Raw genomic sequence first — 15,346 nt, forward strand, 5'->3', positions numbered from 1 at the left:
TGCAATAAATAACAATTTAGATGATAATACAATTCAGACAATAACTGGATTATCATTAGAAGAAATTAAAGAACTAAGAACTAAAAAATAAGGCTCAATAAATTTAAGCCTTATTTTTTAGTTTATGGAATAAGGTAGTAAAGAAATTAGTTCAAAAAGTTGAACAAATATCTATTAAAAAAACCTTACATCAAGATGACTTATTGCTTTTTATAATTTAAAAATAACGCTATTGTATTACTTACAGTCATAAGTACAAACGCTATAATCATTAAAATATTTTCTAGATTGGTAAGTTCCACATCTCTTAAGATAATACTAAGCAAAATAATTAATGTGGCTAACTGAAAGAAACTGTAACACAATCTTTTTATAGAATCTAATAATTCATACTTCATATTGTTTCTCCCCTTAATGATAAATGTATTTGAATGTTAATTATATATTTTCCAACCCAATATCGTCAAGTTAGTCGAACCTTCTAAAAATGTAATAGAAGAATTAAAGTTATTAATAGATGCTAAGATAGAATTAGAGCAAATGAAATAAATATAAATTAAAAAGCTCTTGATTAGATAGATTTATACAAAGAGGCAACGCAGTATAGATTTGATTAAAAAAAGTTAAGGATAGGGAGTGTAGATAGATTTAATTTATCTACACTCTTTTTAGTATGTAAAATTGATAAATTTGGAATAATTTCATCTCCAAAAAGGTTGTTTCCTATATTTAAATTACGAATAAGATTATAAAATCCAGCTCCTATCAAACATAAAATTATTATCTATTACAATCTAATAACTAAATAAATTATAGGATAGTATATAAATTTTAAAAATAAGGTTTATTTAAGATTAGATTTATTTTTAGTTAAGATTGAATGTATACAATAGAGTTAAATAAAGCACGGATTAAGAAAAGGAGACAATATGATAAAGTTAAAAAATATTAATAAACATTATGGCAAATTTCATGTAACTAAAAACTTGAGTTTGAATGTAAATAGTGGTGAAATATATGGGCTTGTAGGAAAAAATGGTGCAGGAAAAACAACCATATTTAAAATTATACTAGGATTATCAGAATTTAGTAGTGGAGAATTATCAATAAAAGATAGTAAAGATAAAAATGAATTGCTTACAAACAGGAAAGAAATAGGGTTTTTTATAGGAAAAAACTTCTTTGATTATTTAGATGCTAGAGAAAACCTAAACTATTATAGGCAATTAAAAGGAATCAAGGATAAAGGAGAAATTGATAGAGTATTAAAAATAGTAAACTTACATGAAACAAAAGCAAAGTATAAAAACTTTTCTATGGGAATGAAGCAAAGATTAGGAATAGCTAATGCGATACTTGGTAGCCCAGAAATACTAATATTAGACGAACCTACAAATGGATTAGATCCTCAGGGTATAGCAGATATTAGAAAATTAATAAAGAAATTAAATGAAGAATATAAAATGACAATAATAGTATCATCTCATATTCTTGGAGAATTAGAACATACTGCAAATAAATTTGGTATTGTTCACGAAGGAAAAATACTTAAAGAAATAGACAAAAACAATTTGGAAAGTGAATCAGATACTATAGAGATTAAAGTAAGTGATATTGAGAAAACCAAGAAAATTTTAAAGGAAAACCAAATAGAAATTTTACAAGAAAAATTATCTACAAAGACGTTAGAAGATTACTACTTTGAATTAGTAGAGGGGGCGAAGAAATGTTAAATTATTTAATAGCAGATTTAAATAGAATGAGTCGTAAAAAATCTTTAATATACACGGTAGCAACGTTTTTAGGACTATTCCTTACGATGGTATTTATAATATATACTCCAAATTTAGATGGAGGAGGATATCTTTCAAAAACAGATTTATTTTTAGGATTCTATCCTTTAGTAGTAGGAATACCAATATTTTTATCAATATACTCAGATGATTTTAAAAGTAAAGCAATGCAAATAGCTATAGGATACGGTATTGATAGGAATAAAATTATATTAACAAAAGCAATAGAAACAATAATATTATCAGTGATTTCAGGTGTATTGTTAGGTGTATTTGTAATAGTGGTACCAAAGATTTTAGGACTTACTCTTACGCACGAACAGTTTTTAGAACTGACTCTTGGAGCAGTAACAGGAATACTAAAGATTATTGTATATGTAGGTATATCTACAATATTGGTTTATCATTATCAAAATGCAATGTATGGAACAATATCATTTGTATTGCTAGGATCAGGAACAGTAGGGATGATATTAAATCTTATACTTGCTCAACAGTTTGTAGTAGATTTAGTAGGAAATTTAACTGAACACATGTTTACAACGTTGCTAGCTATAGAAAAGCTAAACTATATGACAAAAGGAAGTTTTAACATAACTTCAATAATAGAAATTATACTATACATGGTAATTCCAGTAATAGTTTCAATGATTATATTTAGAAAAAAAGAACTTGAATTTTAGGAGGCAGAATATGAAAAAAACATTAGGAATTTTAATAGCTATATCAATAATTGTAGGTGGAGCACTTTGGGCAAAAGGATACTATAACAATAGATATGTGGCATCAGAAACTTATTATACACAAGTACCAACAGATGAAGTAAATAAAGATTCTTGGTTAGTAGATGATCAAGGTAAAAAACAAGTAAAAGGAAAAATGTATAAACTAGTTGGATATGATAAAGAAGGAAATAAAAGAGATTTTAGTTTTGCTAAACAAGGTACTGCAAAGGATTATTATGCACCAGGGGCTTACATCAAGATAAGTGCTAGTAAAACAATTTCTCTCGGAGAAACTACAATTAATAAAGAAGATGTACCTGCAAAAGCTTTAGAAAAGATAGAAAAAGAAGGAACTAGAAAATAAAAAAGTGCTCAAAATAAGAGCACTTTTTTATTTAGAAGATTAAAACTATAAAAAATATAACTTAAAAATTGAATTAAATAGGATTTATTTATAAAAATAGAAAGTATATATGTAGTAATTTCTATTATTGAAATGATTTTACTCATTAATTATCCTCCTTTAAAGTAATCACCGCTACAAGATCCTGTTATTTGTGCAACATCTAAAAGTAAATCAGTAAGACTTATCTTTGGTACGATTTTATATAAACTAATACTGAAATTTTACCATTCTCAATAGATACACTATCAATGTGTTTTATATTTTTAGAAACCAAATTTAAATAATCATCAAAATCTTTATACTGTTTACTTCCTTTTTTAACACTGTTGGTAAATCTTAATAGATTTTTTTACAAATATACTAAATATATATGCTATCAATATTGATATAGATATGCATAAAATCATATATATATATTCATTATTTATTTTATCAAGTCCGTCTAATATAATTCTGTGAACTAAGTATATTTCATATGAAATGTTACCTAATAAATTTATAATCGTATTGCCTATCTCAAGTTTCATAAGTATGCATACACATGATAATACAAAAAGAGCTGATGAAACTATAGAAATTAAAATGTTTCCTTTAAATATATTCAGTGCGAATGTTGATATAAATGATATTAATATACTTAAAGTTATTATAGTGTATTTTTTTCTTATAAAACTAAATATTAATTTATAATATTGTCCAAATAAAATACCTATAAAAAAACAATATGTAGCACTATACCACCACCCTCCCATTCCTAGAATGCGACACCCTAAATCGTATCCTGTTATTAATAAAAAAATCCCTACTGTAGCCTTATTTCTTTTTAAATATTTAAACATGAAATAAAATCCACTATATAGAATAATAGTTACTATTATGTACCATTTAAAACTATCAATTAACCTTATTCCTAAAATATAGGTTAATATATCATATACTGAAAATTCACGCCCTGATAATGTATAGATTGTAATAAACAATACATTTGACAATATAAACGGTATTATTATTTTAGGCATTCTATTTATCCAAAATCCATTCAAATAATTTTCTTTAGAATTATAACTTTTCATTAATCCATAACCTGAATAAAATAAAAATAAAGAAACAGACAAATATCCTAAGTATCTAAAGAAAAAAAAGGAACCTAGAGTATATACCCTTTGAGATATATGGTGTAATACTACAACTATTGCAGCTAATCCCTTTACAACATTACTATTTTTCAAACTCAATGGTTCTAAATTATATTCTCTATATTTTAAAACTTTAATATCATATAATATCATAAAAAACATACTTATATATACTAATATCAATTCATATCCCCCTATATATTCAACTTTACTAAATATAGCATAAAGTTTTCGCATATTTTGTCAAATTTTAAATTATCATATACATTTATTTCTTATTATCAAAATAGATTTTAATATTTACAAATTGCTCTAATTTTCCATTCTTACACTTTTACTAAATACATTGAATTAAAAAATGATTAGTATTACTTTTATGAAAAAGAACTGTATTAGCTTATTCACAAGGGGGGACGACCATGGCCGTCAACGTAAGAAGCCCCATTTTCAAATTATGGTATAATTTTTAATTAATCATAACTGAAATTGAGGCTTAATTTTATGCATAAAAAACTTAAATATTTAATCAAATGATGCAGAATCAAAATGCTACTCTGAAAGACTTCGAAAATGTTTTAAATTTACACTTCAACAGAGTAATAATAAATGATTCAACAGGTTATGCTCTACCCAAAGAATTTAAGAAAGAGTTTCTGGGTTCAGGCTCTCCATCTTCAATAAAAATACAATTACAATATGAACTTTTAACTGGATCATTTATGAGAGTAGATATATTTTCAGGAACAAAAAATGATGCTGAATATTTGAAAACTATGGAAAAAGATAAAAAGCAGATTAATTGTAAGAAAATTAACAGAAGAAAACAAGATTAAAAGAGAATTTCCCCATAAAGAAAATGTGTTTTTAAGAACTAGTTGAAAATTTGATGAAAAACACACATAATTAATAAGAAGGGGTGATTTAATATGTTTTATCCATCATTAACAATGGCATTAATATTTTTTACATTTTCAATGATATTTTTTATTTTTAAAGAAAAATCAGCTTTTTTAATTGGAGGGTATAATAACCTTTCACAAAATCAGAAAAAGAATTGTGATAAATTGAAAATGAGTCAAGACTTCGCAGTTATGTTTTTTAAGTATTCTTTGATATTTTTTATTGGAGCGATTGGATGTATTACAGTTACTGAGTCAAGTTTTTGGATAGCATTTATAGTTTGGATTATTTACTTCGCGAAGCAATTAAAAAGTCATAATACATTTTTAAATAAATATAAACTAAAGTAGTCGTTAAATTGAGGTTTAGGGCATAGTTACATATAAAAAAGAGCCTCCGTATTGAAATTACTATATTTTAAAACTAGGCTCTTTTTCATTTTTATTAATTTTCATCAAACTTTAATTTCTAAAGTTTCACATTTTCGTGCTAAATAAACTCACTTTTTGATTTCACTTTAATTTGTTTAAGTTTATTTCTAATCGTTTCTAAACATATTAAACAATATTATTATCATTTAATTCCTAATAATGTATTAAAACTTAATTAAATGCTTTTAGGGGTAGCATCGTTTTTTTGATATTTGCAACGTTAAGGCGATTTTATCTAGTAATTCCAACGTATTAAGCAATTTCACATATTTTATTAATAAAATCAATTTATATTTAAATAGTTCAACAATGTACGAAATGCTTTACGAACTAAAAAATTAATATTATATATGTTAAACTTGTTGATTTTACTATATTTCTAATCTGAATAATCCAAGTTCAGCTAAGTGTACTTTAAAAAAAATGACTTAATTTTGTAAATCTAGAAAAAAACGTTTCTACCCCTATAGGTATTATTTATTCAACTCTATTTTTATGGCTTTATCTTTTAATAATTTCACATGATTTACATAATAAACAGAAATTTTGCTTATACTTTTTATTTTTTCCTCATTATGTTTATATCCATTAAAATCAATAGTTTCAGTATATTTTCCAGTTTTTCTATCAAAGTATGTATCTTTAAATCCACCAAAATCTACTTCATTTCCATCTTTATCGAAATAATCTAAATAAATCTCATTGTCTACAAATCCTTCTTTATAATAAGTGTATTCTATTTTATCACCTGTTGCCTTGAAACTGTCTATCTTTACCTTTCCAACTTCACTTGTTTCAAATGTTAAAGGAAGATTATTTATGCTCTTTAGTTCAGACATTTTATCTTCTGCAAAACGTATATATTTTGTCGGGATAACTTGTAAATATTTTGTACTACTATCTGCACCTATAAACTCAAATGAGTTTGTTGCAATTCCAGTTGTTTCATCTGGACCATAACTTCCTTTATCTATTTGATTTAGAATTTTACCTTTATCATCCATAAGTGCAAATCCACCTAAAAGTTCATTTTCTTCATTTGATTTATTTGAATCCTTTAATTCACTAGTTTGAAGAAGCATTTTATTTCCTAATGGAGAAATTATAACTTCTTTTATATCATAATTAGTTTCTCCTATTGTAAATTTCTTATCAACCTTATAAACATGACTATCTACGTTAGTTTTAGATTTATCTAAATTAGTAGCTATATTCCAGTTACCATCTGTATTAAAAATATTATCTGTCTTTAATTCTACCTTATCATTTACTTTTATAGCTATACCACTCATATCAAATCTATAAATACCTTCTAATTTATTACTTCCTATATACTTAGACTCTGATTCTGGATTACTGTTTAAATCGACTTCTTTTCCATTTATATATAAACGAATAGATGGATGAGCAAATAAAGGATTTTCATTTACCTTATAATTTTCTTTTATATTTTTATCTGTTTTTATAGTATAAAATATAGTCATACAACTTTCATCATAAGATATGCTATTTACTTTAAATTCTATACCCTTATCTTTAACAGATAAATTTAAACTATTAGAAGTCTTCTCTAGTTCACGTTTATCACCTTTAAACCTAGAATCTTTATTGTTATCAAAATAGTTTACTATATTTTTCACTATGGGTATAGAGTCTGCTAGCGAAGGATTTATAACACCTATCACTCCACCTCCAATAACTAATGTTGCTATTGATCCAACCATTACATTTCTGTACTTTCTTAAATTCTTTTGCTTTCTTCCTTTTGATATAGCATTATTAGTTATATCATCTATATTATCTGGGATTTTTATTTTATCATATTTACTCATTATGATTCCTCCTTCAATAAATCATATAATTTTTTCTTTCCTCGCCTTATATATGACTTTACTGTATTTTCATTACAATCCATTATTTTAGATATTTGACTTACTGTTAAATCCTGAAAATATTGTAATATTATAGGTGTCTTATACTTTTCCTCTAATACATCTATTGCATCATATAAATCTATTTTTTCCTCTATACTTGAATATTCTATTTCACCTATGTAACCTTCTACTTCAACATCTTTAAACCTATTTATGTGTCTATTTTTCATATTCACATTATTTATAAGTATTCTCGTTATCCAAGTTTTAAAATAACTTAAATCTTTGAGCTTATCTATATTTAAATAGACCTTATACACTGTTTCTTGATAAATGTCTAATGCATCGTGCTCATTTTTTGTATAAATAAATGCCATTTTATAAAGGTATTCTTTATATAGATTTATAAGCTTTTCAAAAGCTTCATCTGAACCTTTTTTAGCTTCACTTACTAAATCTATTTCTTCTATTAATTTGATTTTTTTACTAAAAAGCCTCACTCTTTTTAGTATGATATTTTTTGCCATATTGTCCTCCCTATAACCATGATTACGTATATTAGATTCAATAGATATTCATTTAGTTGCATATTTTTTTCAATTTTTTTAGTTTATATTGAATATGTAACGTCTAAAAGTTTTACCCTCTTTAAAAGAAATATATTTACCATTTTTCAACCTACCTTCAACAGTTTTAAATGGAACATCTTCTGATCCTATGTATTTGATATATATTATATCATCTAGTGTTTCTTTCCTTTCACCACGAAAACCTATATAACCATCCATATTAAATATATAAATTCTGGACTAAAAGGTAAGTAGCCTTAAAATTTACGTTTAAGAAATAATGACCATATTAAAAAGAGTGTATACGTTGAAATTTCTTACTTTCAGCATATACACTCTTTTTAATATGTATGAATTTATATAAAACTTTATTTTTTAAACTCATGGTGTTTTTTCATAAAAAAGTCTTTTTAACCCTTTTGCTTTATTTACTTTAGTATTATTAAATTTATTTTGCATCTCACTTTATTTATTAGTTACTTATAAATAATCTAAATGAAGTTCCATTTCGTTACAAAAGATGTCCCCCATATAGGTAGATGGTTCTAATTTCAATTAGAAGATTTGTTTCCTAAATAAACAACTATTTACCATTAATTTTATTATTGAATAATAATTCATAGTATAATAAGAAAAATATACAAATATAGAAAGGAAGTGTAGATATGACATATTTACTAAGTCCAAAGGTAGATTTTGTTTTTAAAAGAATATTTGGAAATGAAAAACATCCAAATATATTAATATCGTTTTTAAATGCAGTTATGAAACCAATAGATCCTATTAAATCAGTTCAAATCAGAAATTCAGATATAGAAAAAGAGCATATATGGGGGAGGACGACATACGTGTAAAAATCGGCCACTTAATTTTGAAACCATTGGTATGACCGATTTACACGGAATTTTTTATTTTAATTACAAACTGTTAAATGATTTCAAAAGTGTTATAGAAAAACTTTAAGTATTCAGTTATTAGCATTTGAGTTTCTTCAAACTCTATATCTTCAAATTTAAGCATATACGAAAGAGACATTAAAAATTTCCCCCAACACAAATTAAAAGGCTTAGACTCCATTAAAGTTTTATTATTTGATTCAATCCAACTATTTAGTTCAGATTGGTTTAGTTTATTGTATTTTATTAAAGCTATAATTACTTTATTAAGTCTGCTTTCCTCACCGAATAGAAAATTTTCAATATCTATTAAAGCCCTTGAAATACAGTTTAATACCCTTGTTGCACTATCAGGGGTTAGGTATATAGATTTTGAAATAGTTTCTAATAAATCAGCTCCATGAGCAAATGCATGTGCCCATCCTTTTGCATCTACCAAACCTCTATTATCTTTTTCAGTTTCCATGTATTTAATAGATATTTGAATTATTTCTTTTTCAGTTTTAGTATCCATGTACCTATTTTTAAAGTGACTCTCAAGTAAAACAACTAGTAACAAAGAGGCAAAACTTCTAGTAAATACTTTATCAGAGAATTCTTCTTCAATACCATAAAATAATAAATCTCTAGATATAACTTCATCTATTAGCCAAAGCTTTTGTTTGGTTGAAATTCTATTAGACTCTTCTAAATTAATCCAACCTATATAAATTGTATTATCTCTTAATTGAGGAGATAGTGAACCGATATTTTTTAACATTAACTCAATCAATTCATCTGAAACAATTTCTTCACAATGTAATCCATTTATAATCTTTTCTTTTTCATTCATTTTCATATTTCTCCCATTCCATCATTCTAATATCCATCTTTATATTTATAGTAGCAGACTTAAAATAATAATTATTAATTAATTCAATCTTTTTTTGTTTTTAAGATTAAAGTACAATATATTCATAACTTACAAGTTTTGATTATGAAAAATACGATTTATGGATATGCAAGAGTTAGTACCAAATCTCAAGAAGATAACACTAGCTTAGAAAATCAAATAAAAATATTAAAAGAAAATAACTGCAATGAAATTTTTAAAGAAGTTCATATTTAACAAGTCATATCATATAAGAAATTAATTTATATTTTGATGATAAATAGTTAATGAATGATACAATAAACTTAAGATAAAGATATAGGGGGGATAAATTTGAAAATACCATGCAAGATATTACTTTTAGTAGCCACAACTATTTTTTTATGTGTAGGGTGTAGTGTAAATCAAAAAAGTATTGAAAATGATGTACCATATATTGAAAAAAATGGCGATAAGTATGCAGATATAGACAATGATGTAGTAAACGAACGATATAAAAATGTAGATAAAAAAACTTTAACTTATGAGACTTCAGATGATAAAGGTACTTATATGTATGAAAGTAATGAAGGTTTATTTAGTCAAAATTATTTAGACAAACAGAAACCTATAAATGATAAAAAATATGTTTCTATACTAAATGGATATACATATGCATGTGAAGTTAATCAATGCAATGTTACATATGAAGAGGCTCTAAATTTAGTATCTAAGTTATTACCGGATGATATTAAAATGACAGGAACGAGAGATTATCAAGTCAATAGAAAATACATAACTTATTCATCTAGCAAAGGTAATTTCATGGTTGATTTTGTATCCCAAGATGAAGTAAATAAAGGCAATGTAGTTGGAATAAATTATAGTAAGGAATTAACTAATTAAATTTAATTACACTCTTCTAATCCCCAAGACATAAAAATTGCTATTGTTTTACCTACATCACCTTTGTGAAGTATTACATTTTTTTACGTTTTTATACATTTTATTACCCTCTTAACTATTATTAATAAAATCTATGTTATACTCGTAATAAAGGTTTTCTAAATAGGGGGGAATAAGTAATATGAAGTTAAAGGGGAAAATAATCTCGAGTTTTATTTTAGTACTTTTATTTTTTACTACAAGTACGTCATACATAAAGGCTGATAATTCTTTAGATTACAATAAACTAACTCAAGATGGGTGGTTTAAATACGATGATGAGTATTGGATGTTTAAAAAAGAAGATGGAATGCCTGCAATTGGTTGGCTAAATTATAAAAACCACTGGTATTACTTTAATGGAAACGGAGGACTGGTTTATAATACTGCACGTACTATAGGAAGTAAATTATATTATTTTAATAGTGATGGTACTATGTCTACAAAAATAGGCTTTTATGAGCATCGCTATTTTAATGGTGACGGTACTATTAAATCTGGCTGGTTTAAATATAATAATAAATGGTACCATGCCAATCAAGATAGTGGATACTTAAACGAAAATGGTGCTTATTATATTAATTATAAGTGGTATTATTTCAATAAAGATTTTACTATGACAACTAATAAAGGTTGGATACATCATAAAGAAGTTAATCCTTATAGTAATAAATCTTTTTCTACATGGTACTTCTCTAAGGGGGATGGCACAATTGCCACTGATTGGTATAAAACTGGGGACAGATGGTATTACTTTGGAGCTACAAAAGACTCTCATAATCTTAACAGTTTAGAAATGTATACTGGTTTTAAATATATAGATGGAAAATTATATTATTTCTATGATAATGGCTGGATGTGTTATAAAACAGGATGGATTCAAAATGATGATGGTAAGTGGTACTATTTAAATGGAGATGGTACTGTTAAGACTGGTTGGCTAAAAACTGGTGGTAGATGGTATTATTTTGGAGAAGAAAATGATCCTAGTAAACAAAATAGTTTAGAAATGTACACTGGTTTTAGATTCGTAGATGAAAAATTATATTATTTCTATGACAATGGCTGGATGTGTTATAAAACAGGATGGATTCAAAATGATGATGGTTGGCATTATCTAAATGGAGATGGTACTGTTAGAACTGGTTGGTTAAAAAATGATAATAAATGGTACTATTTTGATGGCCATGGAAATATGTTATGCGACACTAAGTGTAAAGTTGATAATAAATTACAAAGCTTTGATAAAAGTGGAGTTTGGATAGGTTAAATTTAAATCCCATTTTCTATTATGATTAAGAATAATATCATAACTGAAAATGGGATTTCTTAGGTTGACGGCTATGGGTCTCCTCAAAAGAAGATTACGGACTATCTTGTTAATCATCTCTAGAAATTCTACTTTTCTTTTAATATAAAATATTGACGATATGCTTTCAAGTAGCTAATTCCAGAAAAAACACACATAATTAGTGGAAGCAGTTTAATAATGACAAATGGTGTTTCAAATAAAAACGCTTTCCAAAACAGTGAGCGCTCCATATCCCAAAGTATTTTTGTTTCATATAAACTTGAATCTTTGTACATCATAAAGCTAATCACCAAAAGTATAACTGTTAATGATAGTGAATAATCCATTAATCGCTTATAATAATAAATACTTGATTCACGGTCAGAAAAAATATCCTCATGACCATCAGCTAATTTTTGCCAATATTGAATGCTGCCAAATCTGGATCCTTTTATATGTTTCCATCCGAAGTCTTGATATATTGTTTTGTATTCTTCAAATTTTTCTACTGGCATATAATTTTGATAATCCAATCGTATAACATAGTCTTCGCTAGCATTTTTAAATGTATATACTCCTAATCCACTAATATTTGAGCAGTGATAACCCATTTGTAATTGCTTATTCAACCATTTTTCTTCCTCAATAATATTGAAAAACTGTTTAACTTTCTTCATCAAACTCTCTCCTTTCATATAGGGATATAATATTTAGTAATCTTTCTCGTTCAATTTTTAAAATTTCTATTCCTTCATCTGTAATTTTATAAACTTTTCTTCTATTAGTTTCCCCAATCACTGGCTCAATCCAACCGTGTTTGTTTAGATTTTCAATTGCACCATACAAAGTTCCAGCAGCTAATTTGACAGTACCTTTGCTCATTAGTTCAATCTTTTGCATAATTGCATAACCATGAAGTGGTTGACGCAAAGCTAATAAAATATAATGCATAGTTTCAGATAATGGTAACAGGTTATGTTTCATATTTTCACCTTCTATTCAGTTTGACTATATAGTTTAACTGAGTAAATCATACTACAGTTCAACTGTATAGTCAAACTGAGTAATAAATTTTATTCCTTAAAATTTCATCAAAGTTCTCTCTTATAAATTACTATATACTTATAAGGAGGATGATTTGAGTGATAATAAATTTAACTAATACGTGTCTTATAAAACCTATTTCTTTAGAACAAAGCAAAGAAATAAAAAATTTATACGAGCTATGTTCAGATTATCATATAATTTATAGTGGAAGAAAAGCGAATGAACAAGATATCAAGGATATATTTACTTATACAGAAGATAAAACATCTAAAAATTCATTGACCTTAGGTATTTACGAATTAAATGAACTTATAGGGTTAATTGATATCTTTAAAAACTATCCTAAAGAAAATACATGGTTTATTGGTCTATTGCTACTATCTCCAAATAATAGAGGAAATAAATTGGGTAGCTTAGTACATAGTGAACTTGTTAAATATGCTTTAGGTTTAGATGCCGATTTTTTTAGAATAGGAGTACTTGAAGAAAATATTTTAGCTCATAAATTTTGGGAATCTTTAGGATATCAAAAACACAAAGTAGCAACTATTAAGTTTGAAAATAAAGAACATTTATTAGATATTTATGAACTAGATTTAACGATAATCTAATAGGCTTGGGTGAAGATGTAAAATCCATGTCTTCATCATAAAAGTCTATGTGACGAACTACTCCAAGACTATTGGTAACAATATTAGACTTAATATAAAATCCAAAATATCCATTTTAACATTAGGATTAGAATTAGATATTAAAATGGATACTAAATACAAAGGAGGAAATATGTTTTCAAAAAAATATTTAATTATTTTAGGTACGATACTAATACTATCGAGTCTTTGTTTTATGGGTATAAGAAAAAATAATAAAACTATAGAAGAACTTAAATCTGAACAAAATCAAATAATTTATAATTTATTAAAGCAAAATGTTACAGGTCAATTTGCAAAAGTCGATAATAATAATCTTGAAAATATATCAGATATAGAAATTGATAAAAGGATAAATTCTTTAAGTAAAGAGTTAGATATATATATCAAAAATTTTTATACAAGTATAGAAATTGATAAAAAAAGTAATCTAAAAATCGAAATATTACAATATATGAATGATTCATCAATTGAATTATTTCAAGATCAAAAACTTATCGAATCAGAAGATTCTTATAGACAATATGATAAGTTTATTAAAGAAAATTCAAAAGATGAAAACTTGATTAATTTAAAAAGTCCTATACATGAAAAAAAATATGAGTCAATAAAACTTTTAATAACTAATTTTGATGATTTAGAAAAAAACATAACAACTAAACCTAATCTATTGAAATGCAATTTAGTTGGGCTTATTTCTACTTTGAATGAACAACAACAAAAAGAACTTTACCCTAAGATGAATAAGAAAATTGATATTACAGATTATGTAGATTTAAATAATATTGAGGATTCAAATAAATACGAAGGGACAAACGGTAAATTTAATTAAATAAACTTAACTATGGTCAATAAGTACTAGATTTAGCAATTGATTGACTATGATTTAGACTTATTTTATATGGTACACAATATCGTAGCTTTATTGACCTTGCATATTTGAATATTGTACAGTTCTATGATAAACAATAAAAATAGCTGTATTCTAGTACATACAAAATATATACCAGGATACAGCTATTTTATTATTTACTTTATATTTAATCGGTCCTACAAATTTGGAATTTATCAAACACATTTAAACTTATTAACCTTTAAGTCCTCTTGATTGACGTTCCATATCTTCCACTACAATATCATATATTTCTCCTAAAGAAGCACAGTATTTCAATACTTCCCAAGGTTCATTAGTATGATAGTGAATTTTAATAAGTTCTTCATCACCTACAGCAAGTAAGCAATCTCCTTTAAAATTATTAGTAAAATAGTCATTAATTACATCTTCATCAAGTTTCTTCCCCTCAATCAGTAACTGTGTATCATATCTATATTCCAACATAATATTTTCATCCTCTCAAATTTTTATATACTTTATTATAAAATCACCTACAAATTACTATTTATCTATCTATAATATTACACCTTGTTTATTAATCTATCAACTATAATCTAATCGATACACTTATTGGTATTACTGAATTTAAACAAAATTCAGTGCAATTTTGCACAAAAAACACAGGTTGGCCTATATCATTTTTCAAAATCTATATTATTTTTACTTAAAATCACTTTAAGTTCTATATCTTCGCTAATACAAAGTCCTTCATGTCCTACTGTATATAACACACATACATCATTATTATAAAATAATATATCTATCTATCACACCCAAAAGTATCATAATATCCTATATTATCTTCTACTTTGTATTCAAAAAAATTTTTATACTCTCCCTATCGATTATATCCCCTTTGAGATATATGATGTGAAACTACAACTATTGCAGCTAATCCCTTTACATCATTACTAAATATAGCATAAAGTTCTCGCATA

The 15,346-nt window shown here is 25.7% G+C and carries 17 protein-coding genes and 1 pseudogene; 11 read left to right on the forward strand and 7 right to left on the reverse strand.

The window, feature by feature from the left end:
- Positions 1–929 precede the first annotated feature (929 nt).
- Genes CHF27_RS10790 through CHF27_RS10800 form a run of 3 tightly spaced genes read left to right on the forward strand, consistent with a single transcriptional unit; the run spans position 930 to position 2,882 of the window.
- Positions 930–1,733: an ATP-binding cassette domain-containing protein gene (locus tag CHF27_RS10790; protein ID WP_095405321.1), complete on the forward strand. Its 804-nt coding sequence runs from the start codon at positions 930–932 to the stop codon at positions 1,731–1,733.
- Positions 1,727–2,476, forward strand: a complete 750-nt coding sequence (locus CHF27_RS10795) for a hypothetical protein (RefSeq protein WP_095405320.1) — start codon at positions 1,727–1,729, stop codon at positions 2,474–2,476. Before CHF27_RS10790 ends, CHF27_RS10795 begins: the two co-directional genes overlap by 7 nt.
- A gap of 10 nt (positions 2,477–2,486) precedes the next feature.
- Positions 2,487–2,882, forward strand: coding sequence for a YxeA family protein (locus CHF27_RS10800; protein WP_095405319.1), 396 nt, complete (start codon positions 2,487–2,489; stop codon positions 2,880–2,882).
- 359 nt (positions 2,883–3,241) lie between these two features.
- On the opposite strand, the gene CHF27_RS10805 is transcribed toward CHF27_RS10800, so the two are convergent.
- A complete protein-coding gene (locus tag CHF27_RS10805; protein WP_158534753.1) occupies positions 3,242–4,243 on the reverse strand; it encodes an acyltransferase family protein in 1,002 nt (333 codons plus the stop codon).
- Between the two features lie 359 nt (positions 4,244–4,602).
- On the opposite strand from CHF27_RS10805, the pseudogene CHF27_RS10810 reads away from it, so the two are divergent.
- Together CHF27_RS10810 and CHF27_RS10815 are read left to right on the forward strand one after the other, a co-directional pair.
- A pseudogene (locus tag CHF27_RS10810) lies at positions 4,603–4,848 on the forward strand (IS4 family transposase); the annotation flags it as partial.
- Positions 4,849–4,986: 138 nt separating this feature from the next.
- Positions 4,987–5,310 (forward strand): DUF3784 domain-containing protein, encoded by a 324-nt coding sequence (locus tag CHF27_RS10815; RefSeq protein WP_095405316.1) that lies wholly within the window; start codon positions 4,987–4,989, stop codon positions 5,308–5,310.
- A gap of 554 nt (positions 5,311–5,864) precedes the next feature.
- On the opposite strand, the gene CHF27_RS10820 is transcribed toward CHF27_RS10815, so the two are convergent.
- Both CHF27_RS10820 and CHF27_RS10825 read right to left on the reverse strand, forming a co-directional pair.
- A complete protein-coding gene (locus CHF27_RS10820; protein ID WP_095405315.1) occupies positions 5,865–7,223 on the reverse strand; it encodes a DUF4179 domain-containing protein in 1,359 nt (452 codons plus the stop codon).
- A complete protein-coding gene (locus CHF27_RS10825; protein ID WP_095405314.1) occupies positions 7,223–7,792 on the reverse strand; it encodes a sigma-70 family RNA polymerase sigma factor in 570 nt (189 codons plus the stop codon). Before CHF27_RS10825 ends, CHF27_RS10820 begins: the two co-directional genes overlap by 1 nt.
- 707 nt (positions 7,793–8,499) lie before the next feature.
- Here CHF27_RS10825 and CHF27_RS10835 point away from each other — a divergent pair.
- The gene (locus tag CHF27_RS10835; protein WP_095405312.1) at positions 8,500–8,688 is read left to right on the forward strand and encodes a PD-(D/E)XK nuclease family transposase; all 189 of its coding nucleotides are present in this window, start codon (positions 8,500–8,502) and stop codon (positions 8,686–8,688) included.
- A 73-nt stretch (positions 8,689–8,761) separates the two neighbouring features.
- Here CHF27_RS10835 and CHF27_RS10840 read toward each other — a convergent pair whose 3' ends face one another.
- Complete coding sequence (locus CHF27_RS10840; protein ID WP_158534754.1) at positions 8,762–9,562, reverse strand: DUF2785 domain-containing protein; 801 nt, start codon at positions 9,560–9,562, stop codon at positions 8,762–8,764.
- Between the two features lie 144 nt (positions 9,563–9,706).
- On the opposite strand from CHF27_RS10840, the gene CHF27_RS10845 reads away from it, so the two are divergent.
- From CHF27_RS10845 to CHF27_RS10855, 3 genes are all read left to right on the forward strand, one after another.
- Complete coding sequence (locus CHF27_RS10845) at positions 9,707–9,838, forward strand: recombinase family protein (RefSeq protein WP_115976173.1); 132 nt, start codon at positions 9,707–9,709, stop codon at positions 9,836–9,838.
- A gap of 96 nt (positions 9,839–9,934) precedes the next feature.
- Positions 9,935–10,486 (forward strand): hypothetical protein, encoded by a 552-nt coding sequence (locus CHF27_RS10850; protein ID WP_095405310.1) that lies wholly within the window; start codon positions 9,935–9,937, stop codon positions 10,484–10,486.
- A gap of 181 nt (positions 10,487–10,667) precedes the next feature.
- Entirely contained in the window at positions 10,668–11,795 is a 1,128-nt protein-coding gene (locus CHF27_RS10855) for a hypothetical protein (RefSeq protein ID WP_095405309.1), read from the forward strand.
- 128 nt (positions 11,796–11,923) lie between these two features.
- Here CHF27_RS10855 and CHF27_RS10860 read toward each other — a convergent pair whose 3' ends face one another.
- Both CHF27_RS10860 and CHF27_RS10865 read right to left on the reverse strand, forming a co-directional pair.
- A complete protein-coding gene (locus tag CHF27_RS10860; protein WP_095405308.1) occupies positions 11,924–12,493 on the reverse strand; it encodes a DUF2812 domain-containing protein in 570 nt (189 codons plus the stop codon).
- Positions 12,480–12,800, reverse strand: a complete 321-nt coding sequence (locus CHF27_RS10865) for a PadR family transcriptional regulator (RefSeq protein ID WP_095405307.1) — start codon at positions 12,798–12,800, stop codon at positions 12,480–12,482. The genes CHF27_RS10860 and CHF27_RS10865 overlap by 14 nt, the downstream gene beginning before the upstream one ends.
- A gap of 158 nt (positions 12,801–12,958) precedes the next feature.
- On the opposite strand from CHF27_RS10865, the gene CHF27_RS10870 reads away from it, so the two are divergent.
- Positions 12,959–13,474 carry a GNAT family N-acetyltransferase gene (locus CHF27_RS10870; protein ID WP_095405306.1) on the forward strand — a complete coding sequence of 172 codons (516 nt, stop codon included), beginning with the start codon at positions 12,959–12,961 and terminating at the stop codon, positions 13,472–13,474.
- Between the two features lie 172 nt (positions 13,475–13,646).
- Positions 13,647–14,345: a hypothetical protein gene (locus CHF27_RS10875; RefSeq protein ID WP_095405305.1), complete on the forward strand. Its 699-nt coding sequence runs from the start codon at positions 13,647–13,649 to the stop codon at positions 14,343–14,345.
- A gap of 255 nt (positions 14,346–14,600) precedes the next feature.
- Here CHF27_RS10875 and CHF27_RS10880 read toward each other — a convergent pair whose 3' ends face one another.
- Positions 14,601–14,852 carry a kinase to dihydroxyacetone kinase gene (locus CHF27_RS10880; protein ID WP_095405304.1) on the reverse strand — a complete coding sequence of 84 codons (252 nt, stop codon included), beginning with the start codon at positions 14,850–14,852 and terminating at the stop codon, positions 14,601–14,603.
- Positions 14,853–15,346 lie beyond the last annotated feature (494 nt).

It is taken from the genome of Romboutsia maritimum (assembly GCF_002251085.2).
GTDB lineage: Bacteria > Bacillota > Clostridia > Peptostreptococcales > Peptostreptococcaceae > Romboutsia_B > Romboutsia_B maritimum.